The sequence below is a fragment of the Corynebacterium sp. UD i78 genome, assembly GCF_056280545.1.
Map to the genome: position 1 here is coordinate 1,941,179 of NZ_JBWCED010000001.1, position 15,073 is coordinate 1,956,251.

Here is a 15,073-nt window from a genome sequence, read left to right on the forward strand (position 1 = left end):
CTTTCCCGGCACCGCCGCAGCACCGCCCCAGCACCGTCGCAGCACCTCAGAACGAGTTGTGTACCATTAAGTTGCACACAATCTAATTCGGTGCCATACTCGTAGTCATGGGAATCACCGACAGGATGGGCTGCTTCGCCCTCTACTCCGCCGCCAAAGCCGTGTCGCGGGCGTACCGCACCCTGCTGGCCCCCTGGGACCTGACCTACCCGCAGTACCTGGTCCTCGTCATCCTCTGGACCGACGGCCCCCAGACCGTGAAATCACTGGGTGCTTCGATGAAGCTCGATTCCGGCACGCTCTCTCCTCTCCTGCGGCGGCTGGAGAATTCCGGGTACATCACCCGGACCCGGAGCACCGGCGATGAACGCGTCACCACCGTCGCCCCCACCGAAGCGGGCCTCGCCCTGCGCGACGACCTGGACCACATCCCCGGTCAGATCCGCGACATCCTGACCACCACCGACGATTCCGAGGCCGGCGCACTCATCAGCCGACTCCACGGAGTCTGCGACACAGCCATGGATGTCTCACGGGACGCCCACACGGACACCCCCACCGGAAACCACCGAAAGGACACACCATGAAGACCCTCTACACCGCTGAAGCGCTCGCCACCGGCGACGGACGCAACGGCCACGTCACCACTTCCGACAACCGCCTCGACCTCGACCTCGCCATCCCCACCGCGATGGGCGGCTCCGGCAACGGCGCCAACCCCGAGCAGCTCTTCGCCGCCGGCTACTCCGCCTGCTTCCACTCCGCCCTCCAGGGCGTCGCCCGGGCGAAGAAGGTCGCCGTCACCGGTTCCTCCGTCGGCGCGCGCGTGAGTATCGGCCCGAACGACGCCAACGGCTTCCAGCTCGCCGTCCACCTCGAGGTCATCATCCCCGAACTTCCTCACGAACAGGCCCGGGAGCTCGCCGACGCCGCTCACCAGGTCTGCCCCTATTCCAACGCCACCCGCGGCAATATCGAGGTCACCGTCACCGTCGCCGACGACTGAGCCCCACTACAGCGGGTACACCACCACCACATCACCCGGCACGGGCCGCACCCCCGCCGGCACGCGCAGCAGGCAGTCCGCCTCCACCGACTGGGCGAGCAGGTGTGATCCCGCCCCACCGACGGCCCGCACCAGCACCCGACCGTCGACCACTGAACGCACCGCCCGGTGGAAGCAGTCCTTGTGCTTCTGGCCGGTCACCGGCGCGTCCAGCACCGCCGTGACCGGAGAGGACGCCATACCCAACACCGGTGCGACGAACAGCCGGAAGCTCACCGCCGTGGAGACCGGATTACCGGGCAGACACACCACCGGCGTCCCCTCGAAGACGGCCGTGCCCTGCGGTCCGCCCGGCTGCTGCGCGACATGCCCGAACCACGCCCCTCGCAGCGGCGAAAGCAGCTGCCGCACCACCTCGAACTTGCCGTGACTGATCCCGCCACTGGTCACGACCACGGTCGGGTTGCTCCGTCGGACCGCGGCCCTCAGCAGCGCACCGAATGCCACCGGATCATCGGTGGTGCGGACGTGCCCGACGACCCGCATCCCGTGGTGTTCGCACAGCGCGGTGAGCATCGGCCCGTTGGCGTCCCGGATCATCGCGGCACCGGTCCCGGCACCGTCGCCGTCACCGATCTCGTCGCCACCGGTGCAGATCAGCACCCTCGCCGGCTCGCGCACCGGCAGTGTCCTGAGACCCTGCGCGGAGGCCACACCGACGGTGCGTTCATTGACGACATGGGAGGACGCGAGCAGCTCGTCACCGGCGGCGATGTCCGACCCCCGGGGCCGGACGAACTGCCCGGCGGGGGTCTCCGGCACCGTCACACAGGCACCGGTCGACGGGAACTCCGGCGGCTCGCACCGCTCGACCGGCACCACAGCCACCGCCCCGGTGGGGATCTTCGCGCCCGTCATGACCGGGAGCACGGCGTCCTCAGCGTCCTCAGCGTCCTCCCCGAACGCGATCGACGCCGGGTCCACGCCGGCGGCGACGGTCTCACCCACGACGAACGTGCCGCCCGCGAGATGACGGGGAAACAGGGCGTAGCCGTCCATCTGGGAGTTGTCGAAGCGGGGCGAATCCTCGACAGCCGCCACCGCCTGCGCCAGGGGCCTGCCAACGGCGTCGGCGACCGGCAGGTCCACGACCGGTCGGTCACCGACGAGCGTGCGTACGGCGCCCTGGTGCTCTTCGGGCGTCCGGGGGCGTGCGTGCATGGTCACCGCTTCCGTCTCAGCAGAGTGGTCGTGGCGATCCCACCCACCACCAGCACATAGATGCCGAGCAGCAGGATGCAGGCACCGAGCGCCTGATCCATGTCATTGGAGCTCAGACCGAGCTCGATGAGCAGCGGGATCGTCCGGGTTTCCCCGGCGACGTTACCCGCGAAAGTGAGGGTTGCGCCGTACTCGGACAACGCACGGGCGAAACCGAGGACCGTTCCGGCGGCGATGCCGGGGCCCGCCAGCGGCACCGTGATGCGCCACAGCGTCTGCCAGCGGGAGGCGCCGTCGACCCGGGCGGCCTCCTGCACCACCGGCGGCACCCCGCGCAGCGAGGTCACCGTCGTGGAGACGAAGAAAGGCAGGGAGACGAAGACCTGCACCACGATCACGGCCGACGAGGTGAAGGCCACGCGGACGCCGAAGGAATCGTCCAGCCACTCCCCGACGAGCCCGTGGCGTCCCCAGAAGAAGACCAGGGCCAGGCCGGAGACCACCGGTGACAGCACCAGTGGGGCGTAGATGATGAGTTGGAGGGCGTCGCCCCAACGGGGATGACGCCGCATCATGTCGACCATCCACAGACTCAACGGCAGGCCGAGGACGATGCACAGCACCGTCGACACCAGCGCCGTGGTCAGGGACAGACCGAAAGCCTCGGTCGCCTCGTCGGCGGTGATCAGCTCGACCGCGCGGTCCCACGGGATATTGAGCAGCAGCGCGACCAGCGGGCCCAGCAGCAGCAGGACCGCGACGAGAGCGACCGCGATCAGCGCGGCCGGGACGCTACGCCGGCGCACCGAACCCGTACTCCGCGAGGATCTCGCGGGCCTTGTCGGTCTGCAGCCAGGCGAGGAACTCGGAGGCGGTCTCGTTCGTCTCACCGTCGGAGGTCAGGGCGGCGGGGTACCTGTTGTCCTCGATGCCGGGAATGTCCAGGACGATGACGCGACCCTGCGAGTCGGTGAGGTTCTTCTGCAGCGCCTGGGCGTCGGTGGAGTAGATGAAGCCGGCGTCGACGTCACCGGTGGAGACCTTGGTGGCCACGTCGGAGACGTTCGCCTCCTCGGTCGGGGCCTTGAGGGTGATGCCCTGGTCGTCGAGGTACTGGTGTGCGAGGGTGCCGCAGGGGACGCCGTCTGCGCACAGGGCGATGCGCAGCTTGTCGTTGGTCTTCAGGTCATTGAGGTCGGTGATCGAACCGAGGTTGCCCGGCGCGGTGGCGAGCACGAGCTTGTTGGTGGCGATGACCTGCGGGTCCGCGTCCGCGAACTCGTCGAGGTCTTCGGCGGCCTCCATGTTCGCCTCGTCGGCGCTGATGAACAGGTCGGCGTCCGCACCCTGCCCGATCTGCTGGACCAGCTTGGAGGAGCCGGCGTAGTTCCAGGTGATGCTGGTGCCCTCGTGGCCGTCGGCGGCGAAGGCCTCGGCCAGGTCGTCACCGGCGTTCTTCAGGGAGGCGGCGGCGAAGACGGTGATGTCCCCGGATGAGCTGCCGGTGTCCGCGGCGGTGGCGGTCGCCTCGCTCTCACTGTCCTTCTGCGAGTTCGAGCAGGAAGCCAGCAGCACCAGGGCCGCCAGTGCAGCGAAGAGTGCCAGCGCTGTAGTGCGCGACAGGTGCAGGGTTCGGGTCATCATCGGTCCTCTCGACGGTTCCGGTTGAGCGTCTCCCGTTGTCGCTCACGCGGCCCGGGGGGGGTTACAGTGACCTACTGTAGACCGCCTCCGGAGGCGGCACCCGATAGCTCCGATGACCTGCGGACGGAGACGCCGGAACCGGGGGAGCACCACGGCCGCCTACGCTGAAGGCATGACCGAATCCGCCCACCCTCTGGAGACCACCGACGCCGGACGTCCGCCGGTCCACGCGATCATCGTCGCCGGCGGTGCAGGGTCCCGGTTGGCGGCGTCCGCGCCGGAAGGAACCCCGTCTAAGCCCCTGCTCACGGACGATGCGGGACATCGCCTGATCGACAGGGTTCTTGACGCCTGCGCCGGCTGTCAGACGCTTATCGTCGTCGGCCCGGAGATGGAACTGCCGACCGGAGTTGTGCGCGTCCGTGAGAATCCTCCCCTGTCAGGGCCCGCGGCGGCGATCGGCGCTGGGGTGGAGGCCCTGGCCGACGCCGGCGCCGGCGAGGATGATCTGGTGCTGCTGCTCGCCGCTGATCTGACAGCACCGCACCAGGGGGTTGCCGTGCTGCTGGAGCACGCCGCCGGTAACCACGGCACCATCGGTATTGTCGGCACAGCCGGGTCCAGGTTGCAGCCCCTGTTCTGCCTGATCCGGTTCGGCCCACTTCGACGGGCGGCAGACACAGACCTCCGCAACACTTCGGTCATGCGGCTGCTGCGTCGGACGGGCCGCGGGAACCTCGACACCGTCGAACTTCCCGCGTCGACCGCCGCGGACGTGGATACCTGGCAGGACGCACTCGCCCACGGATTCGGGGACCGGAACGGACGCTGACCCGCTGATCCGGCCGCTGCACCGGGCCGGTCACTCACAGCTGTTCGGTGATGCTGCCGATCAGCGGACCGACCACCGCCACGGCGTCCGCCACCGCACCACGGGAGCCGGCGGCGTTGACAATCAGTGTGCGTCGGTCTCCGCGGTCGACGATGCCGACGATCCCGCGGCTCAGCCCTGCCGACGGAGTCGATTCCAGACCCCGCAGGAGAATCTGGGTCTCCAGACCACTGACTCTCATCCCGATGCGGGCCGCCGTGCACTCCGGCGTCACGCTGCGGGTCCTCAATCCGGTGCCACCGACAGTGAGAACCAGGTCGACCCCTGATTCGAGAGCGGTGTCCAGCGCCTGGGATACCTGTTGCGTCGTCTCCTCGACGACCGTGCACCCGAGCACCCGGACGAATTCGCCGAGGTCAGCCACTGCGCGGTCACCGGAACGGTTCGCGCGGGCACCGGAAGCGACCCGGTCGTCGACGACGATCACCGCCGCAGTACCCCCTTGCCCTGATCGATCGGAGCTACTGAACTTTTCTTTTCCTTTCTGACCTTGATTTATATGAGTAATTTGCGTGTGATCCATCTCATATCCGTTCCATTCATTTCTATTGATAGAATTCATGTCGACGCAGTTGGAGAGTATATAACAAACAATACACACAGGTGACGACTATGAACCATCAGGCCACATTGCACGGCCGATCGACCACACCCGACGAACTCGATACGTCCGGAAGAACCATCAACGGATGGAATCCCGAAGATAAGGATCATTGGGATTCCCGTATCGCATGGCGGACCCTGTCAATTTCGACATTCTCGCTCATTATGGGGTTCTCCACCTGGTATCTCGTATCCGCCATCGCGCCCCTGCTGACGCGGATCGGATTCGACCTGACCACCGGCCAGCTCTACTGGCTCACCGCCATCCCCGGACTGTCCTGCGGTCTGTTCCGGCTGGTGTTCATGTTCCTGCCGCCGATCATCGGAACCCGCAGACTCGTGACGATGTCTTCCCTGCTGTTCATCATCCCGATGCTCGGCTGGTTCTTCGCCGTCCAGGACAGCTCCACCCCTTACGGGTGGCTGCTCACCCTGGCCTTCCTCTGCGGCATCGGCGGCGGAGTATTCTCCGGGTACATGCCCTCGACCGGGTACTTCTTCCCGAAAAGCAGGTCAGGAACGGCCCTGGGACTGCAGGCGGGCATCGGCAACTTCGGCATGTCGCTGATCCAGTTCCTCGGCCCCTGGATCATGGGCTTCGGCCTTCTCGGCATCACATTCGTCACACCACAACGCACCAACGACGGCGATTTCCTCTTCGTCCACAACGCTGCCGCCGTGATGATCCCCTGGGCTGTGCTGGCCGCCGCACTGGCCTGGCACTTCCTCAAGGACGTGCCGGTCAAGGCAAGTTTCCGCCAGCAGATCGACATCTTCGGTAACCGCAACACCTGGATCCTCACCCTGGTCTACCTCATGACCTTCGGAGCATTCTCCGGCTTCGCGGCACAGTTCGGCCTGCTCATCAACGAGATCTACGGGCGCGATTCCTCTCTCGCCGACTCCTTTCCCGTCGACGACCTCCCGGGCGGAGCAACCTACGCCTTCCTCGGACCGCTGATCGGGTCCCTGGTCCGGGCTATGTGGGGTCCACTGTGTGACAAGTTCGGCGGTGCGATCTGGACGTTCGTCGGATGTGTGGGCATGACCGCGTCCACGTTGGCGGCGTCCTTCCTGCTCGAGCCCTCAGATCCCGATCAGTTCCCCTGGTTCCTGGCGGCGATGCTGTCGCTGTTCTTCTTCACCGGCCCCGCCAACGCCGGAACCTTCAAACAGATGCCCATGATCCTGCCCGCCCGCCAGGCCGGAGGAGTCATCGGCTGGACCGGTGCAGTCGGCGCTTTCGGACCGTTCGTGGTCGGCATGCTCCTGTCCGGAATCTCCTCGACCCTGGTATTCCAGGGAATGGTGGTCTATTTCGTTGTGGTCACTGTTCTCGTGTGGATGTTCTACGCCAGGCCACACGCCCCCTACCCCGGATAAAACAGAATAAATACTCGCATTCCACCTGCAGTGTATGCGATTCACACTCTCCTTGCGGATGACCACCGCGAGGAAACATCTACGACGAGGTGCATATCATGACTGTTTCCGACACCCCCGGCCCACTATTTTCCATGGGCTCCTACGTGCGCCACGGAACAACCGACCACTCCGGACGGCAGCTGTTCCTCCAGGGAGGCCGTGAAGCCGACAGTTTCTACCGCGACCGATGGTCCTTCGACAAAATCGTCCGATCCACCCACGGAGTCAACTGCACCGGATCGTGTTCCTGGAAAGTCTACGTCAAGGACGGGGTGATCACCTGGGAATCCCAGGCCGTGGACTACCCCACCACCGGCCCCGACATGCCCGAATACGAGCCCCGTGGCTGTCCGCGCGGTGCGTCCTTCTCCTGGTACACGTACTCGCCGACCAGAATCCGCTTCCCCTACGCCCGTGCCGTCCTGGTCGAGATGTACCGGGAGGCCCGTGCACGCCACGACGATCCGGTGCTCGCCTGGCGCGAGATCGTGGAAGACCCGGTGAAGCGCAGGGCCTACGTCAGCCAACGCGGCAAAGGCGGTCTGATCCGGGTACCGTACGAGGAGGCCGTGGAGATCGCCGCTGCCGCACACGTCTACACCATCCGTCGCTACGGTCCCGACCGGATCCACGGGTTCACCGTGATTCCGGCGATGTCCCAGATCTCCTACGGTGCCGGTACCCGGTTCCTGGAACTCATCGGCGGCGTCGCCCTGTCCTTCTACGACTGGTACGCCGATCTGCCGCCCGCCTCCCCCCAGACCTTCGGTGACCAGACCGATGTGCCCGAGTCCGGGGACTGGTACAACTCCAGCTACCTGATGATGTGGGGTTCGAACATCCCGGTGACCCGAACCCCGGACAGTCACTTCATGGTCGAGGCCCGGTACCGGGGAACCAAGGTCGTGGTCGTCTCACCCGACTACGCCGACAACACCAAATTCGCCGACGAGTGGCTCCGGATCTCCCCCGGCACCGACGGCGCACTGGCCTTCGCCATGGGGCACGTGATCCTCAGCGAGTTCCACGTCGGTGAGCGCACCCCGTACTTCCTCGACTACATGCGCAAATACACCGATTCGCCGTTCCTCGTCGAACTCGACGACCACGGGGACGGCACCTGCACACCCGGCAAGTTCCTCACCGCCGCCGACAGCGGTGACGATGCTCTCGCTTCCACGGAGAACGCCACCCACCGCCTGGTGGTGATGCAGCCGGACGGCAGCGTCGTCGACCCCGGCGGCACTGTCGCCGACCGCTACGGTGCCGACGGCGAGGGACGCTGGAACCTCCGTCTCGACCACGCCGACCCTGTGATGAGCATCGCCGACATCACCGACGGCACCCCGGCGTCCACCGCCGAGGTCCTCTTCCCCCGCTTCGATCTGGACGCGGAGGCTTCCGACGCCACCGGTACGGGGCCGATCGGTGCCGGCATCGTCCACCGCGGCGTGCCTGTCCGCACCGTGAACAGACGCACCGTCACCACCGTCTTCGACCTCATGCTCGCCCACTACGCCGTCCCCCGTCCCGAGCTGGACCTGCCCGGTGACTGGCCGGAGGACTTCCATGACGCCCGCATTGTGGGCACCCCGGCCTGGCAGGAGGAGCTCACCGGGGTCCCCGTCGACGCCGCTGTACGTATCGGCCGTGAGTTCGCGCGCAACGCGGTCGAATCCGGGGGACGCAGTCAGATCATCATGGGTGCCGGAGTGAACCACTACTTCCACGCCGACTCCATCTACCGCACCTTCCTCGCACTGACATCCATGTGCGGCACCCAGGGCGTCAACGGCGGAGGCTGGGCCCACTACGTGGGTCAGGAGAAACTGCGGCCGATGAACGGCTGGTCCCAGTACGCCTTCGGGCTGGACTGGTCCCGCCCGCCGCGCCAGATGATCTCCACCGGCTTCTACTACCTGGCCACCGACCAGTGGCGCTACGACAACACCCGGGCCTCGCGGCTGGCGTCCCCCCTGGCAAGTCGCGGCACCGTCGGCGACAAGCTGACGTCCGACACGCTGGTGGAGTCCATGAAGCGCGGCTGGATGCCCGCCTTCCCCCAGTTCGACCGCAATCCGCTGCTGCTGGCTGACCAGGCCGCGGAGGCCGGCAAGGACCTCAAGGACTACATCACCGGGGAGCTGGAGTCCGGACGCATGCGTTTCGCCGCCGAAGACCCCGACAACCCCGACAACTTCCCCAGGATCCTGCTGAACTGGCGGACGAACCTCATGGGATCCTCGGCGAAGGGCACCGAGTTCTTCCTGCGCCACCTGCTCGGCGTCGACTCCGACGCCAGTGCCGACGAACTCCCCGCCGGACAGCGTCCGCAGTCGATCACCTGGCGCGACACGGCACCCGGCACCGGGGAGGGCAAGCTCGACCTGATGATGACGGCGGACTTCCGCAACACGTCCACCACCCTGGTCTCCGACCTGGTGTTCCCCGCCGCGACCTGGTACGAGAAGAACGACCTGTCCACGACGGACATGCACCCGTTCATCCACTCCTTCAACGCGGCGATCAATCCGCCGTGGGAGAGCCGTACCGACTTCGAGCTCTTCCGCGATCTGTCGGCGCGGCTGTCGACACTCGCGGAGAAGTGGCTGGGCACGCAGACCGATGTCGTCACCGCACCGCTCGGCCACGATTCACCCGACGAGCTGAGCATGCCCGGTGGCGTGGTGCCGGACCAGGACGCTCCACTGGTGCCCGGCGAGTCCATGGCCAAGCTCATACCGGTGGAACGGGACTACACGAAGATCCACGAGAAGTGGATGCACCTCGGCCCGTTGACCGCCGAACTCGGCACGGGAACCCACGGCACCTCCTACGACGTCAGTACACAGGTGGAGGAGCTCGCTCTGCTCAACGGCACCGGCCACACCTCGGCCGGTGAACGACCTCAGTTGACCACCGCGGTGAAGGCTGCGGAGATGGTCCTCCATCTCTCGGGTGTCTCCAACGGTGCCGTCGCCCTCGAAGGATTCCGCAACCAGGGACGGCGGGTCGGCGTCGACATGACCGACCTGATCAAGGATCACGAGGGCACACGCACCGGCTGGGACGCGGTGAAGGAACGTCCCACCCAGGTGATCACGTCCCCGGAGTGGACCGGCATCACGAAGGACAACCAGCGGTACACCGCGTTCTCCATCAACCTGGCCTACGACAAACCGTGGCACACCCTGTCGGGACGGATGCACTACTACCTGGACCACGACTGGTTCATCGACTACGGGGAGTCCCTGCCGATCTACCGGCCTCCGTTGGACCAGCTCCACCTGCACGGCGAGACCGGCCCCGGCGAAACGGTCACGGGCGCCAACGGTGAAGCTGAGGTGACGGTGCGTTACCTGACCCCGCACAACAAGTGGTCAATCCACTCCCAGTACTACGACAACCTGCACATGCTCTCCATCTCCCGCGGCGGACAGGTCGTCTGGATGTCCGAGGTCGACGCAGAGAAGATCGGCGTGGCCGACAACGACTGGATCGAAGCCCACAACCGCAACGGCATCGTCACCGCCCGGGCGATCGTCTCCCACCGCATCCCCGCCGGCACGGTGATCATGAACCATGCACAGGAGCGCACCGCAGGCACCCCGCTCAATGAGCACACCGGACGTCGTGGCGGCACCCACAACTCCCTCACCCGCATCATGATCAACCCACTGCACGTGGCCGGCGGATACGGCCACCTGACCTACGGCTTCAACTACATCGGGCCGACCGGAAACAACCGCGACGAGGTCACCACGATCCGGCGTCGCTCTCAGGAGGTCGAGTTCTGATGCGTGTCATGGCACAGATCGCGATGGTCATGAACCTGGACAAGTGCATCGGCTGCCACACCTGCTCGGTGACCTGCAAACAGGCGTGGACCAACCGCGAAGGCACCGAGTACATGTGGTTCAACAACGTCGAGACCCGTCCCGGCGTCGGTTTCCCCCGTGGCTGGGAGGACCAGGACACCTGGCAGGGAGGGTGGAAGCTCAACCGTCGCGGCATGCTGACCCCGCGGGCCGGCGGACGCCTGACCAAGCTGGCGACGATCTTCCACAACCCACGGATGCCCGGCATCCAGGACTACTACGAACCCTGGTCCTACGGCTACGAGAAACTGCTCTCGACGCCGGCCGACCAGAAGACGCAGCCGACCGCGCACCCTTACTCCCGGCTTGACGGACGCCCCATTGACCGTCCGACATGGTCGTCGAACTGGGACGACAACCTCGGCGGAAGCCCCGCCACCATCGACTCCGACCCGGTCCTGAAAGAGATGGGGCTGAGCGTGCAGCGGGAGATCGAGGACAGTTTCATGTTCCACCTCCCCCGTATCTGCGAGCACTGCCTGAATCCGAGTTGCGTGGCGTCCTGCCCGTCCGGCGCCATGTACAAGCGCACTGAAGACGGCATCGTCCTCGTCGACCAGGACCGCTGCCGCGGCTGGCGGATGTGTGTGTCCGGCTGCCCCTACAAGAAGGTCTATTTCAACCACCGCACCGGCAAAGCCGAGAAGTGCACCCTGTGTTATCCCCGACTGGAAGTCGGACAGCCGACCGTGTGCTCCGAAACCTGCGTGGGACGACTCCGCTACCTCGGCGTGCTGCTGTATGACGCCGACCGGGTGACCGAGGCCGCCTCCACCCCCGACCCGCAGGACCTCTATGAGGCCCAGCGCTCCCTCCTGCTCGACCCGCGCGACCCGCAGGTCGTCGAGGCGGCACGCCAGGAGAACATCCCGGCGTCCTGGATCAACGCGGCACAGCAGTCTCCGATCCACGACCTCATCTTCCGCTACGACCTCGCCCTGCCCCTGCATCCGGAGTACCGGACGCTCCCGTCGGTCTGGTACGTCCCGCCACTGTCCCCGATCGTCGACAAGGTCACCGCCACCGGTAGCGATGCCGAGAACCACCGGGTGCTGCTCACCGCGGTCTCCCGGATGCGTATCCCCCTGGAGTACCTGGCGGGACTGTTCACCGCCGGAGACACCGGACCGGTGGAGAAGTCGCTGCGACGCCTGGCGGCCATGCGCAGTTACATGCGCGACGTCAACCTCGGCAAGGAGACCGACCCCGCCATCCCCGCCGCAGTCGGGATGACCGAAGAGGAGATCGTGGAGATGTACCACCTGCTTGCGATCGCCAAGTACGACGACCGCTACGTGATCCCCACCGCCTCCCCAGAGTCGCCACGCGGCATCTCCGAACTCGACCCCTTCGGCTCCACCGACCCCCGGTCGGTGGCACATGAGCTCGCCGGCGATGTCGGACCCGGACCCGGCGCACCCGATGCCTGCGGCAGTGGGTGCGGGTGCGGCGGAAGCAATGACGGCCCACCCCGGGACAACGGCAAGGTCTCGCTGCTGAGCTGGAGGGGAGAGCGTCCTGACGCGATGTTCCCTGACTCCCACGGCACTGCTCCGGGAGGTGGACGGTGAAGTCCGTGATCCCCCGGCGTCGCAAGGCCCGACGCAATTTCCAGGGCACCCTGCCCGAGGAGTTCGCCGCCGGTGTCCCCATGGACGACGCCCAGCGTCGCGTGGTGTTCATGTCCGCTGCGCTGCTCCTGGACTACCCCGATGACCGCATGCCGGATATTCTCGCCGCGGTCGGCGACTCGCTCGGTGATCTTCCGGTGGAGACAGGCGAACGGTTGTCCCGGTTCCTGCAGTACGCCACCGACCGGGCTGTGGACGGCCCGTCGGCCCTCCAGCAGGACTATGTGGCCACCTTCGACCAGCGTCGCCGGTGCTCGCTGTCCCTGAGCTACTACGCCGTCGGCGACACCCGCCAACGGGGCGCGGCGATTCTGGCGTTCTCCCGCCAGATCGAGGACCTCGGCTTCACGCTGATCCGGGAGGAGCTGCCGGACCACCTGTGTGTCCTGCTCGAATCCGCGGCGCAGTCCACGGGGGACAGCTGGCACCCGGTGACCGAGATGCTCGCCTCCCACCGGGACGGACTGGAGGTGCTCCGCGCAGCACTGTCCGACCTGGACTCACCGTATGCGGAGCTGGTGACCTGCGTGTGTTCCGCACTGCCGTCCGTGTCCGACGCCACCGCCGAAAACTACCGCCGCCTCGTCCGCAGCGGTCCCCCGTCCGAACTCGTCGGGCTGGGCACCCCGCTGCCTGCTACCGGAATGGAGCATCAGCCGTGAGTCCCTTCGAGACCTTCCTGTGGTCCGGCTTCCCCTGGCTCGCCGCCGCAGCCTTCATCATCGGGGTGGTGTGGCGCTGGCGGACCGACCAGTTCGGCTGGACCAGCCACTCCTCCCAGATCTACGAGTCGCGGATCCTGCGCCTCGCCTCCCCCCTGTTCCACTGGGGGATGATGTTCGTGATCATCGGACACCTGATGGGACTGGCCATCCCGAAATCGTGGACGACCTCGGTGGGTGTCTCCGAGACGGCCTACCACCTGATCGCCACCATTCCGGGCACCATCGCCGGGATCGCAGTGATCGTGGGGCTGGTCGGACTGATATACCGCCGCGTCGTCAACCGCACGGTGTTCCTGGCCACGTCACGCTCCGACAAGGTGATGTACCTTCTGCTCGGCGTGGCGATCCTGTCCGGATTCACCGCCACCGTATCCACCCAGGTGTTCGGCGGCCCGCACGGCTACGACTACCGGGAGACGATCTCGCCGTGGCTCCGTCAGATCATGGTCTTCCAGGCCAACCCCGATCTGATGGCCGATGTCCCGTGGGAGTTCAAGGTCCATGTGGTCTGCGGCTTCTCACTGATCGCGCTGTGGCCGTTCACCCGCCTGGTCCACGCGTTCTCTGCCCCGGTGGGGTATGTCAGTCGGCCGTACATCGTCTACCGGTCCCGCGACGCGCGGACGAAAACCGCGCCCCGGCGGGAGGTCGCCTGGGAGCAGCTGGAAGTTCCCGAGCGCGAACTCGACCAGCGGATCCAGCGGCGGAGGTGATGGATCAAGGAGTCCGAGACGGCACCACCGGGCCGCTCCCGTTGTCGCTCACGCGGCCCGGGGTTACAGTGGCCTACAGTGAACCGCCCCCGGACACGGCAGCCGTTTACCCGGTTGACCTGCGGGCGGAGACACCGAAACCGGGTCCGGAGATACCGAAGACCTGCCCGAGACACAACCCACGAGAAAGGGGTCGAGAACATGACCACCGTCCTGCCGACCCCTGTGGTGCGCCCCGCGCGGGCCTCGTCGACGCACACCTCGCCGGTGCCTGACTCTCCCTCCCCCGCCCGCGCACTCGCCGACCGCTGGGGACGCGTCGCCGACGATCTGCGCATCTCACTGATCGACAAATGCAACCTGCGCTGCACCTACTGCATGCCCGCCGAGGGCATGGTCTGGCTGCAGAAGGACAACCTGCTCACCGCCGAGGAAGCCGTCCGCATCGCCGACCTGGGGGTGCGCATCTTCGGCGTGCGCGATGTGAGGTTCACCGGCGGCGAACCCCTGGTCCGTCGCGACCTGGCGGACATTATCGCCGGCGTCCGACGCCTCCACCCGGAGATCCCGGTCTCCATCACCACCAACGGCATCGGTCTGGACAAGCGCATCGACGAGCTGGTGGACGCCGGCCTGACCCGCGTCAATGTCTCCCTGGACACCGTCGACCGCGAGGCGTTCAAGGAACTCACCCGACGCGACCGTCTCCCCCAGGTCATCAAGGGCCTGGAGGCGGCGAAGGCTGCCGGTCTGGAGCCGGTGAAGGTCAACGCAGTACTCATGCGCGGCATCAACGACACCGGTGCCGCCGACCTGCTGGAGTGGTGCGTCACCCGCGGTTACCAGCTGCGCTTCATCGAACAGATGCCGCTGGACGCCGACCACACCTGGGCGAAGGAGAACCTGGTCTCCGGTGCCGAGGTCCGGGCCCGGCTCTCCGAGCGTTTCGACCTCTCCCCTGACCCGGTGCCCCGCGGGTCCGCCCCGGCACAGTTGTGGGAGGTTCGGCCGAAGGAGGCGTCCGCGTCCTCCCCGGCACTGGGCAAGGTCGGTGTGATCGCCTCGGTGACCGAGTCCTTCTGCGCGGCGTGTTCGCGCACCCGCATCACCGCCGACGGCAAGGTGCGCAGCTGCCTGTTCTCCAACGAGGAGACGGACCTGCTCTCGGTGATCCGCTCCGGGGCATCCGACGAGGAAATCTGCGACGTGTGGGCGGGCGCGATGATGCTCAAGCCACGGGCCTACGGCTCTGACGAGGTGACGCTCAATGACCCGGAGTACGTGCAGCCCGAGCGCACGATGAGCGCCATCGGGGGTTAGTTTCCGGTGTTCAAC

General features: G+C 66.5%; 13 protein-coding genes. 9 read left to right on the forward strand and 4 right to left on the reverse strand.

Annotated elements, in window-relative coordinates; genetic code table 11:
• The first annotated feature begins 107 nt into the window (after positions 1-107).
• Both ACZ9GM_RS09175 and ACZ9GM_RS09180 read left to right on the forward strand, forming a co-directional pair.
• Positions 108-587 (forward strand): MarR family winged helix-turn-helix transcriptional regulator, encoded by a 480-nt coding sequence (locus ACZ9GM_RS09175; protein ID WP_291474105.1) that lies wholly within the window; start codon positions 108-110, stop codon positions 585-587.
• A complete protein-coding gene (locus ACZ9GM_RS09180) occupies positions 584-1,006 on the forward strand; it encodes an organic hydroperoxide resistance protein (protein ID WP_476037695.1) in 423 nt (140 codons plus the stop codon). Before ACZ9GM_RS09175 ends, ACZ9GM_RS09180 begins: the two co-directional genes overlap by 4 nt.
• Before the next feature lie 6 nt (positions 1,007-1,012).
• On the opposite strand, the gene ACZ9GM_RS09185 is transcribed toward ACZ9GM_RS09180, so the two are convergent.
• The 3 genes from ACZ9GM_RS09185 to modA are packed head-to-tail and all read right to left on the reverse strand — an operon-like array spanning position 1,013 to position 3,871.
• A complete protein-coding gene (locus ACZ9GM_RS09185) occupies positions 1,013-2,227 on the reverse strand; it encodes a molybdopterin molybdotransferase MoeA (RefSeq protein ID WP_476037696.1) in 1,215 nt (404 codons plus the stop codon).
• Between the two features lie 2 nt (positions 2,228-2,229).
• The gene (locus tag ACZ9GM_RS09190) at positions 2,230-3,033 is read right to left on the reverse strand and encodes a molybdate ABC transporter permease subunit (RefSeq protein WP_476037697.1); all 804 of its coding nucleotides are present in this window, start codon (positions 3,031-3,033) and stop codon (positions 2,230-2,232) included.
• Entirely contained in the window at positions 3,020-3,871 is an 852-nt protein-coding gene (gene modA, locus ACZ9GM_RS09195) for a molybdate ABC transporter substrate-binding protein (protein WP_476037698.1), read from the reverse strand. The genes ACZ9GM_RS09190 and modA overlap by 14 nt, the downstream gene beginning before the upstream one ends.
• Positions 3,872-4,043: 172 nt before the next feature.
• Between modA and mobA the strand changes: the two genes are divergently transcribed.
• Positions 4,044-4,703: a molybdenum cofactor guanylyltransferase gene (gene mobA, locus ACZ9GM_RS09200; protein WP_476037699.1), complete on the forward strand. Its 660-nt coding sequence runs from the start codon at positions 4,044-4,046 to the stop codon at positions 4,701-4,703.
• A gap of 34 nt (positions 4,704-4,737) precedes the next feature.
• Here mobA and ACZ9GM_RS09205 read toward each other — a convergent pair whose 3' ends face one another.
• Positions 4,738-5,190: a molybdopterin-binding protein gene (locus ACZ9GM_RS09205; protein ID WP_170209753.1), complete on the reverse strand. Its 453-nt coding sequence runs from the start codon at positions 5,188-5,190 to the stop codon at positions 4,738-4,740.
• A gap of 185 nt (positions 5,191-5,375) precedes the next feature.
• Here ACZ9GM_RS09205 and ACZ9GM_RS09210 point away from each other — a divergent pair, with 185 nt between their 5' ends.
• The 6 genes from ACZ9GM_RS09210 (at position 5,376) to moaA (ending at position 15,058) form a co-directional block, all read left to right on the forward strand.
• Positions 5,376-6,749, forward strand: a complete 1,374-nt coding sequence (locus ACZ9GM_RS09210) for a nitrate/nitrite transporter (protein ID WP_291474112.1) — start codon at positions 5,376-5,378, stop codon at positions 6,747-6,749.
• 98 nt (positions 6,750-6,847) lie between these two features.
• Positions 6,848-10,588 carry a nitrate reductase subunit alpha gene (locus ACZ9GM_RS09215; RefSeq protein ID WP_476037700.1) on the forward strand — a complete coding sequence of 1,247 codons (3,741 nt, stop codon included), beginning with the start codon at positions 6,848-6,850 and terminating at the stop codon, positions 10,586-10,588.
• Positions 10,588-12,240: a nitrate reductase subunit beta gene (gene narH / locus ACZ9GM_RS09220; RefSeq protein WP_476037701.1), complete on the forward strand. Its 1,653-nt coding sequence runs from the start codon at positions 10,588-10,590 to the stop codon at positions 12,238-12,240. Before ACZ9GM_RS09215 ends, narH begins: the two co-directional genes overlap by 1 nt.
• An 80-nt stretch (positions 12,241-12,320) precedes the next feature.
• Positions 12,321-12,962 carry a nitrate reductase molybdenum cofactor assembly chaperone gene (gene narJ, locus ACZ9GM_RS09225; protein ID WP_291474159.1) on the forward strand — a complete coding sequence of 214 codons (642 nt, stop codon included), beginning with the start codon at positions 12,321-12,323 and terminating at the stop codon, positions 12,960-12,962.
• The gene (gene narI, locus ACZ9GM_RS09230; protein ID WP_476037702.1) at positions 12,959-13,738 is read left to right on the forward strand and encodes a respiratory nitrate reductase subunit gamma; all 780 of its coding nucleotides are present in this window, start codon (positions 12,959-12,961) and stop codon (positions 13,736-13,738) included. Before narJ ends, narI begins: the two co-directional genes overlap by 4 nt.
• A gap of 201 nt (positions 13,739-13,939) precedes the next feature.
• Complete coding sequence (moaA, locus tag ACZ9GM_RS09235; RefSeq protein WP_476037703.1) at positions 13,940-15,058, forward strand: GTP 3',8-cyclase MoaA; 1,119 nt, start codon at positions 13,940-13,942, stop codon at positions 15,056-15,058.
• Positions 15,059-15,073 lie beyond the last annotated feature (15 nt).

Bases quoted from the DNA above. Each gene is read 5' to 3' on its own strand.
- ACZ9GM_RS09175 (WP_291474105.1), top strand. From the start codon at position 108: ATGGGAATCACCGACAGGATGGGCTGCTTCGCCCTCTACTCCGCCGCC.
- ACZ9GM_RS09180 (WP_476037695.1), top strand. From the start codon at position 584: ATGAAGACCCTCTACACCGCTGAAGCGCTCGCCACCGGCGACGGACGC.
- ACZ9GM_RS09185 (WP_476037696.1), bottom strand. From the start codon at position 2,227: ATGCACGCACGCCCCCGGACGCCCGAAGAGCACCAGGGCGCCGTACGC.
- modA (WP_476037698.1), bottom strand. From the start codon at position 3,871: ATGATGACCCGAACCCTGCACCTGTCGCGCACTACAGCGCTGGCACTC.
- mobA (WP_476037699.1), top strand. From the start codon at position 4,044: ATGACCGAATCCGCCCACCCTCTGGAGACCACCGACGCCGGACGTCCG.
- ACZ9GM_RS09210 (WP_291474112.1), top strand. From the start codon at position 5,376: ATGAACCATCAGGCCACATTGCACGGCCGATCGACCACACCCGACGAA.
- ACZ9GM_RS09215 (WP_476037700.1), top strand. From the start codon at position 6,848: ATGACTGTTTCCGACACCCCCGGCCCACTATTTTCCATGGGCTCCTAC.
- narH (WP_476037701.1), top strand. From the start codon at position 10,588: ATGCGTGTCATGGCACAGATCGCGATGGTCATGAACCTGGACAAGTGC.
- narJ (WP_291474159.1), top strand. From the start codon at position 12,321: ATGGACGACGCCCAGCGTCGCGTGGTGTTCATGTCCGCTGCGCTGCTC.
- moaA (WP_476037703.1), top strand. From the start codon at position 13,940: ATGACCACCGTCCTGCCGACCCCTGTGGTGCGCCCCGCGCGGGCCTCG.